This is a genomic window from Acaryochloris sp. IP29b_bin.137 (assembly GCF_028285745.1).
GTDB lineage: Bacteria > Cyanobacteriota > Cyanobacteriia > Thermosynechococcales > Thermosynechococcaceae > Acaryochloris.
Genome location: NZ_JANQOP010000103.1, coordinates 33,531 through 47,373, shown reverse-complemented (window position 1 = coordinate 47,373; position 13,843 = coordinate 33,531). Strand labels below are relative to the sequence as shown.

Genomic DNA, 13,843 nt, shown 5'->3' with positions numbered 1-13,843 from the left:
AACTGCGCTGGAAGTGAGCGATACTTAAGATCTGAAGAATGTAGATTATTGTTTTTCCTGGTTTATCCTCTGTTGGCCCATTTGATGACGAACAACGTGACGACCTCCAGTACTTCTGATTTACAAAATGTGTTGACCAAAGGTGTCAGCAAAACAACCCTCAATAATGGCTTAACGCTCTTGCTGAAGGAAGTCCATACCGCCCCCGTTGTCAGTGTGCAAGTGTGGTACCGGGTCGGTTCCCGCAACGAAACCTCCGGACTGAACGGCATTACTCACCAGCTAGAACATTTGATGTTTAAGGGCACGCAATCCCGCCCCATTCAATTTGGCAAGCTCTTTAGTGCTTTAGGCAGTGCCTCTAATGCATTTACCAGCTACGATATGACGGCCTATTACGGGACCGTTGGCAGTGACAAATTAGAAGCCTTACTGATTCTAGAAGCCGATCGCATGCAGAATATGGCTCTGACGCCGCAGAATCTGGACAGCGAAAAACGAGTTGTGGTGTCGGAGCTGCAGGGCTATGAAAATAGCCCTGACTATCGCCTCAGCAAGGCCGTGATGCAACAGGCGTTTCCGAATTCTCACTATGGGGTACCTGTCGGAGGGAATAAGGCGGATGTAGAACAATTGACCCTAGATCAAGTGCAGGAGTACTACCAGACGTATTATCAGCCCAGCAATGTCACGTTAGTCATTACGGGAGATTTTGACCATCGCATCGTTTTAGAGCAAATTCAGACCCACTTTGGTCAGATTCCGAGTAGTCCTGTTAATACGGCCCCTACACCGTTGCCGATGGATCCTAAAGCCCGCCCGGCCCCGCCAATTGTGCTGAAAGAGCCTGGCAGTGCCCCCTTGCTGGATGCGGTATATCCGATCCCCGATGCCCAACATCCTGATATTCCTGCCTTAGAAATTTTGGATTCAATTCTGTCTGCTGGGCGGAACTCACGGTTTTATCCAGCCTTAATTGAGTCCGGTTTAGCCACCCATGCCCATGCCTATGTGGCCTCGCTGATGGATGGGGGATGGTATAACATTTCGGTGACGGCAGCAACGGGCCAACTTACTGAGATAGATCAGGTAGTGGAGTCAACCCTGGAGCAGCTTCGCCGTCAGACGATTACCCTTGAAGAGCTGGAACGGGCCAAAACGCAAGTCAAAGCTGGCTTTATTCTGAGTAATCGGGAAATTGAGAATCAGGCCAGTCAGTTGGCCTATAACCAAATTGTCACGAACGATTACTGCTTTAGCGATCGCTACCTCAGGGGCATTGAAGCGGTAACCCCTGCCGATGTACAGCGAGTGGCTCAGACCTATCTCACCCCTACGCAAAAAACGGTTGGTTTTTTTGAGCCGACTCAACTCGAGGGACCACCCATGGCTGCTGGTCTACCTGCAACCCAAACCGCAGAGAATTTCACCCCGAGTGAACCCGTCGATCCGGTTGAGGTAGCTAACTATCTGCCGAACTTAGCCGCTTCAGCCCCCTCTGATATGCAGTCTTTGCCAGAGCGGTGGGTCCTAGAGAACGGATTAACGGTGCTGTTGCTGGCTGATCACAGTACGCCTACCGTGACTCTGAGTGGTTATATTGGCGCGGGCAATGAATGGGATTACCTGACCTTGGGTGGGGTTGCCAGCCTGACAGCAGATAACCTGATGAGTGGTACCACTGACAAAGATGATCTAGCGATTGCCAAAACCCTAGAAGATCGCGGGGCCAGTTTAGATTTTCTATCACTGCGAGAAGGGGTTGATGTGTCTGGATATGCCTTGTCTCCTGACTTACCGATTGTGTTGGAGACCTTGGCCGATGTCTTGCAGAACGCGACCTTTCCCCAACAGCAGTTGGACTTATCTCGCCAGCGTATGCTTACCCATTTGCAGCTCGAGCTAGATGATCCCGGTGCCTTGGCCCGACGAACCTTTCAGCAAAAAATTTATGCTCAAGACCATCCCTTTCATGGCTTTCCGACTGCAAACAGCCTGAAAAACATCAGTCAAGAAGGGATTCTGCGATTCTATGAGCAGCACTATCGTCCTGACAATATGATTCTGACTTTGGTGGGGGATTTTAAGGTAGCGGAGGTGAGATCGCACCTCTCCCGCACCCTCGGACAATGGCAAAATCCCCGATCTGCCCTTCCATTAGATTTTTCTGAACCTCAGCTTCCCCCGACGATTCAACGGGTTAACCAAGCTCTGCCGGGTAAGACACAAGTAGTGACTTATATGGGCTATCCCGGGATTGAGCGCCACCATCCCCTATACTACGCAGCCATGCTGCTTAACCAGATTATTGGGGGCGATACGCTATCCAGTCGATTAGGAACTGAAATTCGCGATCGCAAAGGACTCACCTACGGAATCTATAGCTATTTCGCTGCCGGCATTCATGCGGGTCCCTTTGCAGTGCAAATGCAGACCGCACCCGAAGATACCCAGACCGCCATTTCCAGTACCCTTGCCCTACTTAAACAAGTGAAGGCTGAGGGGATTACTCCATTCGAGCTAGAAACCGCTCAGCGATCCATCCTCAACAGCTACCCAGTAGACCTGGCGGATCCCGATCATTTGGCTCAACGATTACTGATGAATGAAGTTCTCGGTTTACCCCTCGAAGACATTCAACAACTTCCTCACCATATTGCGGCAGTAAACATGGCCGAGGTCGATCAAGCGATTCAGGCGTTTATTCACCCTGAGCGCGTTGTGATTGTGTCTGTGGGTCCAGTGGAGTAAGCGGCCAGTCCCTGCTAATGCCGTAGCCCTAGGCCACACAAAGATAAACACCCACGCTAGTCACAAGCCCACCCATAAATAGTTGAGCGAGACGAGCATGGCGTTGAAACACCTGCTGGCAAACAAGGCCCAGCCCAATGCCACTTAAATGGAGTAGTGCAGTCGTCACCACAAATCCCAATCCATAGGATAGACCAGAGGCCGAGGCTGGCATTTCTGCACCGTGGGCATAACCATGGTACAGAGCAAATAAAGCCACAATTCCAGCACTCTGACTCAGAGGCAGGCAAATTGCTGCTGTAATCAAGGCTCCTAGCATGAGGACCGAATAGGCAATGCCTTGCTCAATAAACGGAATGGTGAACCCCGTGGTGCCCATCAAGCCACCTAGAATCATGACCGCGACAAAGGTCAGGGGGACAGCCCAGAATGCCCGACGACCGAGTTGAGTTGCCCATAATCCCACCGCCACCATGGCAGCCAGGTGATCTACTCCACTGATCGGATGGGCCAATCCATGAAAGAACCCCAAAGAGTGACTGCCCTCAAAATGGGCCTGAGCACTCACCGGAACCAGCACAATTCCTAGCAACAACAAGGGCAGTAGACGCTGCGATAATCGAGTGCTTCTATCGAGCGATCGCAACGAGCGCAATATCTTATTCACAATCTGTACCTCGCAGATATATTGGCGAAAAGAATGCAATCAAGGGTATTCTGGCTTACTGTTTAGCAACCTTTGTGCAGGTGATAGCTCGCCTGTTAAGCGACATCGGGTCGCTAGGATGCATAAACAACTTACAGTTGCGGGACAGCGACGGCATTTCACCGAACTTTCCCCAGTTGCTGAGATGCAAATCTGTATTGACAAGCCCCAAAAGCAACTTGATTGGCAGCAAATAGCGCTCCAAATCATTGATTGTGAGCAGAGTATAGCACTATTACAAAACCCTGTAGCTAAGGATTCATAAAGAATATGTGCGATAGATTTGGAACGTATTCAAAGCGGTAAAGAAACGGCCATGTTAGAGCATGATGTTGTAATCGTTGGGGGTGGTTTGGCCGGGTGTCGAGCTGCACTAGAAATTGCTCGCCAGGCACCTGAGCTGAATATGGCAATGATTGCCAAAACCCATCCCATTCGGTCCCACTCCGTTGCTGCCCAGGGTGGGATTGCCGCCACTCTTAAGAATGTGGATGACCAGGACAGTTGGGAGGCCCATGCCTTCGATACCGTTAAAGGCTCCGATTACCTCGCCGATCAAGATGCCGTGGCCCTGTTGACCCAAGAAGCCCCTGAAGTCGTGATTGATCTCGAGCATCTAGGCGTTTTGTTCTCTCGACTGGAGGACGGTCGGATTGCTCAACGGGCCTTTGGCGGTCATAGCCATAACCGCACCTGTTACGCCGCCGATAAAACCGGCCATGCCATTCTCCACGAGCTATATAACAATATCCGCCGCTACGGCATCACCATCTACGACGAATGGTATGTGATGCGACTGATCCTGGAAGAGAACCGGGCGAAAGGCGTGGTAATGTACCATCTCCTCGATGGTAAGCTGCAGGTGTTAAGGGCGAAAGCCGTGATGTTTGCCACGGGCGGCTATGGTCGGGTCTTTAACACCACCTCTAATGACTTTGCCTCCACGGGCGATGGATTATCGATGACGGCACTGGCGGGTTTGCCCCTAGAGGATATGGAGTTTGTCCAGTTCCATCCCACGGGCTTATACCCGGCAGGGGTTTTGATTTCTGAAGCGGTTCGCGGCGAAGGCGCTTATCTAATCAATAGTGAAGGCGATCGCTTTATGGCGACCTATGCGCCCAACAAAATGGAGTTGGCCCCGCGGGATATTACCTCCAGAGCAATCACCACGGAAATTCGCCAGGGCCATGGTATTCATCCCGATGGCAGTGCCGGTGGACCCTTTGTTTACCTGGATTTACGCCATATGGGACGAGACAAAATCATGAGTCGCGTCCCCTTTTGCTGGGAAGAAGCCCATCGGTTGGCAGGGGTTGATGCGGTCAGCGAACCGATTCCAGTTCGCCCCACCGCTCACTACTCCATGGGCGGTATTCCGGTTAATACCGATGGACAAGTTCGTAATAGTGCGGATGGTTTGGTGGATAACTTTTTTGCCGCTGGGGAATGTGCCTGCGTGTCTGTCCATGGAGCCAATCGTTTAGGCAGCAATTCGTTGCTGGAATGTGTCGTGTATGGTCGGCGGACGGGGCGTGCGATCGCAACCTATGTTCAAAACCAATTCCTACCTAGGGTGAATGAACAGCATTATCTCCAGCAGGCCCAACAGCAGATCAAAGAACTACTGGCTCAGTCAGGTGACTTACGCATTTATGATGTTCGACAACAAGTCCAAGACTGTCTTAGCCAGCATTGTGGCGTGTTTCGCACCGAAGACATTATTAAAGCGGGCCTAGCGCAACTCCAAACCTTGAAGCAGCAGTATCAACAAATTCACCTGGATGACAAAGCGCTGCTTTGGAATACCGAAATTATCGAGGCCCTGGAATTACGAAATCTACTGGTCGTCGGTGAAGTGATTATGACGGGTGCCCTCCACCGCCAAGAGAGCCGAGGGGCCCATTCCCGAGAAGACTTTCCCACTCGAAATGATCAGCAATTTCTCAAACACACCCTGGCCTATTTCTCTTCAGCCGGGATAGAACTGCAATATATGCCCGTTAATCTCAATCGATTTGAGCCTCAGGAACGAAAATATTGAGTACCGCACTCATATCATCTCAGGCTTTAGGTTATAAATCACCTAGTCTCAATAACGTATTGAATTTTAAAATCTACGTAAACGATCGCATTAGTTTACGTCATCACCATGATCTAACGCCAACAACAATTGCTTTGATAAAAAAGGAGCACATTTTCTCTGTTTTTAAGGCTTTCAAGAAACCATGCCTCTCTGTGATCGATTCATGATGTAGCTTCTTGTTGTTCAAACAGCAAAATCTCTCTTCATTAATCAAGAATTATTTTATTCTTAAACTTCAGTTTCTCTACTCTTAAAGTTGGAATGAAACTCTAAGACTGGAGATAGATTTCAAGTTGAATATCTTTTGAAATTCCCAAAGGGGAATTATTGCGGGGACTCTAGAGCCATTATCGGCAAAGCTATTCTCTTTTATGACGATTAGTTGTCACTTCGGCAGCTCAAAAACTTTCACCATAGTATTAGTACTCTTGGGTGGATCATCTAACAGTACATATATCACAAGCTTGAGTTAATAACTCCAACAAAAAACCTAACAAAATCTGAATAGAACGGCAGATACACTTAAACTTCCTCAGGTTTTTAAGATTTTTATATTAGTCAAGTGATGGATCTTTAGAACTTAATCATTTGGCAGTTTTTGATGTGGATATTTCAGGTATTTATTAACAAGCACTGTTGTTCATTTAAACTTATCCGCTTATTAACTTCCTGATGTCTGTTACTTAACCTCAATAAGGAAAAATCCCATTTAGTTGTCCGCTGTTGACATTCTCTTCTGGGCCACGAGTTTCATGTCCAGAGCTGATACAGCAGCGAATGAATTTATTACTGAGGTCTATTTCATGACAAGTAACGTTATTTTTATTCATCCAGATGGAGCGGACCCATCACATTTTGCTGCTGCCCGGTTCGAATCCGTTGGCCCTGATGGTCGCTTGAATTGGGATGAAGCACCTGCAGCGGGTGTCTATCTGGGACACCTAGACGATAGCGTAGTCGCAACATCCAATGGGGGTGCGGTCGTCCACGCTTATGGCATCAAGTCCGTTGCGCCCAGCTATGGCTTTGATGAAAACGGGGTTGCATATCAATCCCTTGCTGCCCTTCAAGGCCAGAATGTTGCGGGTTCAGCTCCAGACGCAACGGTTCTACAAGAAGCGATTGCTGCAGGCCGCCCAACGGCTGTGATTAACTCAGGCTTTATTGCTGAACCTGGTACAGGCGTATTTCTAGCCGATGCGGAAAGTCGGCGCGATCGCGAAGGCATTACCGCTCAGATAGTAGAGTCTGGTGTCAACGTGATCATGGCTGCGGGTGAAATTGATTATCTTCCTGTTGGCACTGTTGGATTCTTCGGTGAAGAAGGAACCCGAACAGATGGCCGTAACCTCATCGAGGAAGCCGAAGTCATGGGCTATACCGTTGTGTATACCCGTGAGCAATTGGAAAGTTTGCCAGCAGACACCGAACGCGTGCTGGGTGTTTTCGCTGCCGATGATACCTATAACGACGTTCCTGAAGGGCAACTCATTCAAGACGGTTTTGTGGATGATAACGGTGAACTGATTACCTATGGTCAGCCACCTCTCAATCCAAATCCGCCTACTGTGGCTGAGATGCTGGAAGCAACGCTCAAGCTCGATTTATTTAGCCAAGAAGAAGACGGATTCTTTATCGTTCTGGAAGAAGAAGGAACCGATAACTTTGGCAATAACAACAATGCTCGGGGGACGATTGATGCTACTCTCAGAGCCGATGCCGCCATTGGGGTAGCACGCGATTTTATTGATAACGTCAACGCCAATACCTTTGTCGTCACCGCTGCAGACAGTGCAGGCGGAGCTTTAGAGATTGACGATGTTTCCGGCCCCACAGTAGGAACCACCACGACCCAACGGCAGTTGGACGAAGCTGGGGAAGACAGCGGCATTACCGTACCTTTAGATGGCACAACGGGCAGCGACACCGCGCCATTTGTGAGCGCACCGGATAGAAACGGCAACAGCTACGAATTCGGCGTTGCATGGGCGGGTCTACCGGACTTTGCGGGGAGCATTGTTTCAAAAGCCTACGGCGAAGGGGCAGACCGTTTACCTGCAACCCTCGATAACACAACGATTTATCGACTGATCTACGAAAGTCTCTTTGATGTTCGCCTAGATGCACCAGAGGGTGTGCCCGATGATCTGGATCCTCGTGAAGCTCCAGAACCCACTGCCGATACTGGCAACGTCATTTTTATTCACCCGGACGGGACCAGCCCCTCGCACTATGCAGCAGCACGGTTCTCATCCTTGGGGACCGATGGCCGTCTGAATTGGGACCAGATGAGCAATGCAGGGGTCTATTTAGGCCATATTGATGATCGTCTCGTTTCCACTTCTAATGCAGGAGCGGTTGTTCATGCGTACGGTGTAAAACCCTTTGCAGGTAGCTATGGGTTTGATGCGCCTGTTGACGAAGGGGGCCAAGAAATCGTTGCCCTTTCCGGTCAGAATGCCACCATTGCCCAAGAGGCCCAGGCTGCTGGTAAAGCCGTCGGCATCATTAACTCTGGATTTATTGCCGAGCCCGGCACAGGCGTTTTTCTGGCTGATGTAGACAATCGAGGTGAGACGGAGGCCATCACTGCTGAAATTCTGGATCAGCGTCCAGATGTGATGCTTGGGGCGGGTGAAACAGATTATTTACCCGTTGGTACAGTGGGCTTTTTCGGGGAAGAAGGAACCCGAACTGATGGCCGCAACCTGATTGAGGAAGCCGAATCAGCAGGGTATGAGGTTGTTTTCACCCGCGACGAACTGTTAGCGGTCGACACCGCCAATACGGATCGCTTGCTGGGTATTTTTGCAGCAGAAGACACCTATAACGACTTTTTCGAAGATGAGCTGCGTCGAGATGGTTTTGTCGACGAAAATGGTGATCTGATTTTGTATGGTCAGCCCCCCCTCAACCCCAATCCACCGACTGTGGCTGAGATGCTGGAGGTGGCACTGCCGATTCTCAACCGTGACCCAGATGGTTTCTTCTTGGCCTTGGAAGAGGAAGGAACAGACAATTTCGGTAATGATAACAATGCTGCTGGCACTATCGAAGCCGCTCTCCGTGCAGATGAAGCTATCGGTGTTGCCCTTGATTTTGTCGACAATGTTGATCCCAACACATTAGTCATCACAGCTGCAGATTCTGATGCAGGTGGCTTAGAAGTCGACGATGTCCCGATTAGTGGCTTTGGCTTAGATCCAGCCGATCCAGCCGCAGGGTTTACCCTTCGAACTCAAGCTGAATTGGCCGCTTTTGGCGATGACGCTGACGGAACGCTTGTTCAGGTTGATGATATTGACGGCAGCAATGACGTACCTGGCTTCAGTACCGATATTTTCGAAGCTTTCACCACAGGCGCTCCCGATGCCGACGGTGACGTGTTTGACTTCGGTGTTGCTTGGGCCACTCGCTCTGATGTCAATGGTGGCATCGTCTCCAAAACCTATGGTCTAAATGCTGACCTATTACCTGCCACAACAGACAATACTGATATCTATCGCGTCATGTATCAGACCCTGTTTGGTGTTGCTCCTGAAGCAGCAGGTAACAGCGAGTTAGAAGGATTTGCGTCTCTCCCCGCCGACACCTTTGCTGAGGGACCTCCTGCAGGTGGCGACAATGGTAATGGCGGCCCCATCGATGCCAACGGTCGCACGGGTCCTTTTGAGGGTCAACCCGTCCAAGGTTTTAGTGGTGTACAGTTTGCAGACAGCGATGGTAGTTTCTGGTTCTTGTCTGACAATGGCTTTGGGGCGAAAACCAATAGCTCTGATTATTTACTGCGACTCTACAAAGTTGACCCCAGCTTTGCAGGTTCAGAAGGTGGCGATGGATCGGTTGAGGTCGAAGACTTTATTCAACTCTCTGATCCCAATAACCTCATTCCTTTTGAGATTCAGAATGAAGGTACGACTGAGCGTCAGCTCACCGGGTCTGATTTCGATGTTGAGTCTTTTGTCATTGATGGCAATGGCGACATTTGGGTGGGTGAAGAATTTGGCCCTTACCTCCTGCACTTCAATAGCGATGGTGAGTTAATCGAAGCCCCCACTGCTACACCCAACCCGGTAGAACTGAATACCCTCAACGGCCAAGATCCCATCGTCATTGGACACCGGGGGGCCAGCGGTATTTTGCCCGAGCACACCTTAGAGGCCTATGCCACAGCCATCGCCCAAGGAGCTGACTTTATTGAGCCTGACTTGGTGATTACCAAAGATGGTGTTCTGATTGCTCGCCATGAGCCATTGCTGGATGACACCACCAACGTCGCCGATGTCTTCGGTCCTGAGCGGATGTCGACCAAAATGCTGGATGGGGTGGAAACCACTGGCTACTTCGCCGAAGACTTCACCTTAGAAGAAATCAAAATGCTGCGAGCCGTGCAGTCTCGTGATTTTAGATCGCAGAATTTCAACGGCGCTTTCGAGATTCCCACCCTCAAAGAAGTGATTGAGCTGGTCCAGGACGTCGAAGCCCAAACTGGACAAGTAGTTGGTATTTATCCCGAAACTAAGCATCCCACCTTCTTTGATTTACAGGATCTATCCCTGGAAGAGCCACTCATTGCGACCCTCCAAGAAACGGGCTTTACGGATCCCAGCCGTCTATTTATCCAGTCCTTCGAGTTTCAGAACTTAATTGAACTCCAAGGCATGTTAGATGCAGAAGGGTTAGGCAATATTCCCCTAGTCCAGCTCTATGGCAATACCACTGCGAGTGCCAATCCTGATTCTGGATTTTCTGTGCCCTACGATATTCGCTACAACGTTGAACAAGACAACGACTTAGCGGCCATTTATGGGCAAGACTTCTTAGATGCCGCAGAAAATGCGCTGTCAGAAAACACCATCTACAGTGATTTAGACAATCCTGAAATTCTCCAAATTATTAGCGAGAAATATGCCGAAGGTGCTGGCCCTTGGAAAAATAATTTCTTACTGCGAGAAGCCCTTGATACTCCTGTCGATGGGGATGGCGACGGCAATGCTGAAATCACCACCCAACTGACCGGGGAAGTGACCTCTTTTGTGGATGATGCCCACGCCGCTGGATTACAGGTTCATCCCTATACCCTGCGGAATGAAGAGCGGTTTCTAACCCTCAATGCCGATGGCACTCCACAAACCCCTGAGGAGGAAATTAAGCAGCTGATTGACATTGGGGTAGATGGGTTCTTCACCGATTTTCCAGGGACCGGAGACGCAGTTCGAGATCAAATCGTGGCCGACGTGGTACGCTCACCCGATAATCCTGATGTGTTGGCAGGGGATGAGGTCTCTAACCTACCTCGCTCACGCGGATTCGAAGGAATGGCCATCAGCCCCGATCGGATGACCCTCTATCCCATGTTGGAGGGCACCGTCGAAGGCGATCCAGAAGGTTCCCTCAGAATTTATGAATTCGACGTAGAATCCAGCAAATATCAAGGTCTGGTCGGTCGCTATCAGCTAGATGACCCCAGCCATGCCATTGGTGATTTCACAGTCATTAATGAGAACGAATATCTTGTGATTGAGCGGGATGGCAATCAAGGAGATGAAGCTGCCTTCAAGAAAATCTTCAAGGTGGATTTGTCTCAATTGGATGACGAAGGGTTTGTGATGAAGGAAGAACTGGTTGATCTTCTGAGCATCAATGATCCGAATGATTTGAATGGGGATGGAGAGACAACTTTCAACTTTCCCTTCGTCACCATCGAAGATGTCCTGGTCATTGACGAAGACACGCTATTGGTCGCCAATGACAATAACTATCCTTTCTCCGTTGGTCGCGGACCTGACATCGACAACAACGAAATCATTCAAATCAAGCTGAGTGAACCACTTGACCTTGATCCCCGAGTGGGCCTAGCGGGTCTTGAGAATGATGGGGGCTCCTCAGGTGGTGACGACAACGGTGATTCGCCCACCGATCACCAAGGGAGTCGTGGAGACGATTCCCTTGCAGGGGGGACAACTGATGATGACCTCAGCGGGGGACGAGGTGACGACACTATTGTTGGTGGAGAAGGCGACGACAACATCCTTGGTGGACGTGGCAATGATCTGCTAGAAGGTGGCCAAGGCGATGATGATCTGTATGGAGATCGCGATCAAGATACTCTGAATGGTAATGAGGGTGACGATAATCTGATTGGTGGTATGGGAAATGACTTACTGACAGGGGGTACGGGTGAAGACCTGTTTGCTCTTGCTGTGGGTGAAGGAATCGATACCATCACAGATTTTACCCTTGATGACGTGATTGGACTGGTGGGTGACCTCTCTTTTGCTCAATTAGCAATTGAGCAAGGGGTGGGAACTGAAGCAGCAGATACGTTGATTTCTGTGGCAGCAACCGATGAACTCTTGGCTATTTTGAGTGGGGTACAGGCCGACACCATCATTAGCTCGAGCTTTGAGGCTTTTGTTATCTAAGCCGAATTCTCAGGTCTGTCTTTAGATAAACGACTGAATCAGCGACGAGAGGTGCTTCTGCAAAGAAGCCATCTCTCGTTTTTCTTTGGAGGGGGACAATCTGGGATTCAGGGTGAGATCGCACCGCCTTAGATGCTTGGGGAGTCCAAAAGAGGTTGAAATCCTATGGCGCTCCCCCCTGCTTGAACACCCAATAGAAGATTTTACCTAATGGGGTAAGGTCTGGGATGTGATCCTCGGAACAGTCATATGTGGCCCCAGATAATGAGGTGGCGATCGCTCACTGCTCGCACCTGTAATTCTGCTAATCCAGCTTTCACCAGTTGATCTTCCACTTCATTCACTCGATAAGCGGCCAAGAGCGAATTAAAGAAATCACGTCGCAGCACCTCCGGTTCCCCTTGGGCATAGAGATCGACGAAATCCCTTGCGGTCTCTCGCGTTGCGGGTCGCATTAAATCCATAATAAAGACCCAAGTTCCCGGCCCAGATTGTTGTTTAACCTCTGTCCACAGGGCCATCGGATCAGCCAAATGGTGGAGCAAACTATTCGAAAAAATTAGGGGGAACGATACCGTATCGCGTTTGGTATCACTAGCCGTATCCCTTTGAGGTACATATATTTTTTTGAGGGTAATGCGGTCTTGGAGTTCTGCTGCGGCTACGGCCTGATAGCCATAGTTCAGCATCGCCTCCGACGCATCCCATCCTTCCACTGACCAGGCTGGGAATGCGCGGGCAAAGCGCAGGGTAATATCCCCAGGACCACAGCCTAAATCTAAGGCTTTTCCTGTCTTGGGTAACTCGGGAAACGTCTCTTGCAGGAGCTGCACAAAATGATTGTGAGGCTCTTCAAAGTTGGCCTCTGCATAGGCCTGCGCCTGTCCATCATCATCCATTAACTCCGGTTCGGGGACCCGCGTTAGCAAGACACTGGCTTCAGATCCAGGGTTCGTCATCCTCTAAGTCCTCGATCGGAATATTTTTAATCACGTCTTCTGGGGTAACCGCTTCGACATTTGGGTGAGATGTAGGTCGAGATTCAGCCGGGTGAGCCAGTTCCTCAGTCAGGTTAAAGGCACTATCTTCGACTCGCTCCCAAAGGGCTCGGCCTTTTTGCTTAGCCTGCTGCATCAGCTTCTGGGATTTTTCTTGTAGCTGTTGGCCAAAGTCCTCTTCCTCCTCCGCTTCTTGGCCAAAGGATTCCACCTGTTCATTGGCCTGTTGCGCCAGTTTTTGCAGGCGTTCTTCGGCTTGTTGGGTTAACTTTTGGGCACGAGACGAAAGGGAATCCAGTTCTTGGGTATAGCCAGACTTGATGCGATCGCTCACCTGTACGAGCCGATCTTCCAGTCCCTCTTGGAAGACTCTCAGGTTTTGACTCACCTTGGCCGTAACCAGAACTTTTCTGCGGCCAAAGCTGATGACGGCTCGGGGGGGGAGTTGATAAATTCCACTGGTAAAGCCTCGCCAGCCTCCCGACTTAAACAAATAATGAGAAATATTGCCCGTTTGCCGATCAAAGAGGCAATCGATAATCCGGCCTAGCCGTTCCCCTGCATCGGTCCATAACTCCAGACCAATCAGGGTTTCTAGTAGGGCCACTTCTTTGACGTTGGTTTCAGCAGCCCCAGAAGAGACCAAAATACTTTCCGGGCCAATCCGATAGAGCTGTTTCAGATTAAAGGCATAGCGCTGCTTGGTCATCAAGCCAGGTTTGCAGACAAACCCCATGACCCGGTGGGCAGGGGGATGCATCCAGACCACATCGATCCGACCTAATTCTTCTGTCGTATCACGGTCAATCACCAATCGATTTAACAATTGGCTATGGCGCATGATCTTGGCAGCGTCAGCCATTGGCTCCTCAATATT

General features: G+C 50.0%; 6 protein-coding genes and 1 riboswitch. Of the genes, 3 read left to right on the top strand and 3 right to left on the bottom strand.

Going from position 1 to position 13,843, the window contains the following annotated elements; genetic code table 11:
• The first annotated feature begins 96 nt into the window (after positions 1–96).
• A complete protein-coding gene (locus tag Q0991_RS07895; protein ID WP_299487106.1) occupies positions 97–2,751 on the top strand; it encodes a pitrilysin family protein in 2,655 nt (884 codons plus the stop codon).
• Positions 2,752–2,779: 28 nt separating this feature from the next.
• Here Q0991_RS07895 and Q0991_RS07890 read toward each other — a convergent pair whose 3' ends face one another.
• Positions 2,780–3,418 (bottom strand): HupE/UreJ family protein, encoded by a 639-nt coding sequence (locus tag Q0991_RS07890; RefSeq protein WP_299487104.1) that lies wholly within the window; start codon positions 3,416–3,418, stop codon positions 2,780–2,782.
• 23 nt (positions 3,419–3,441) lie between these two features.
• A riboswitch (cobalamin riboswitch) is annotated at positions 3,442–3,635 on the bottom strand.
• A 138-nt stretch (positions 3,636–3,773) separates the two neighbouring features.
• Here Q0991_RS07890 and Q0991_RS07885 point away from each other — a divergent pair.
• On the top strand, positions 3,774–5,501 hold the full coding sequence (locus tag Q0991_RS07885; RefSeq protein WP_299487193.1) for a succinate dehydrogenase/fumarate reductase flavoprotein subunit: 1,728 nt from the start codon (positions 3,774–3,776) through the stop codon (positions 5,499–5,501).
• Between the two features lie 845 nt (positions 5,502–6,346).
• Positions 6,347–11,968 (top strand): alkaline phosphatase, encoded by a 5,622-nt coding sequence (locus Q0991_RS07880; protein ID WP_299487101.1) that lies wholly within the window; start codon positions 6,347–6,349, stop codon positions 11,966–11,968.
• 245 nt (positions 11,969–12,213) lie between these two features.
• Here the strand turns inward: Q0991_RS07880 and Q0991_RS07875 are convergent, their stop codons facing one another.
• Complete coding sequence (locus Q0991_RS07875; RefSeq protein WP_299487099.1) at positions 12,214–12,927, bottom strand: class I SAM-dependent methyltransferase; 714 nt, start codon at positions 12,925–12,927, stop codon at positions 12,214–12,216.
• Positions 12,908–13,828 (bottom strand): PRC-barrel domain-containing protein, encoded by a 921-nt coding sequence (locus Q0991_RS07870; RefSeq protein ID WP_299487098.1) that lies wholly within the window; start codon positions 13,826–13,828, stop codon positions 12,908–12,910. Before Q0991_RS07870 ends, Q0991_RS07875 begins: the two co-directional genes overlap by 20 nt.
• Positions 13,829–13,843 lie beyond the last annotated feature (15 nt).

What these genes read in the sequence shown, in the direction of transcription:
- Q0991_RS07875 (WP_299487099.1), bottom strand. Translation starts at nt 12,927, where the DNA reads ATGACGAACCCTGGATCTGAAGCCAGTGTCTTGCTAACGCGGGTCCCC.
- Q0991_RS07880 (WP_299487101.1), top strand. Translation starts at nt 6,347, where the DNA reads ATGACAAGTAACGTTATTTTTATTCATCCAGATGGAGCGGACCCATCA.
- Q0991_RS07870 (WP_299487098.1), bottom strand. Translation starts at nt 13,828, where the DNA reads ATGGCTGACGCTGCCAAGATCATGCGCCATAGCCAATTGTTAAATCGA.
- Q0991_RS07885 (WP_299487193.1), top strand. Translation starts at nt 3,774, where the DNA reads ATGTTAGAGCATGATGTTGTAATCGTTGGGGGTGGTTTGGCCGGGTGT.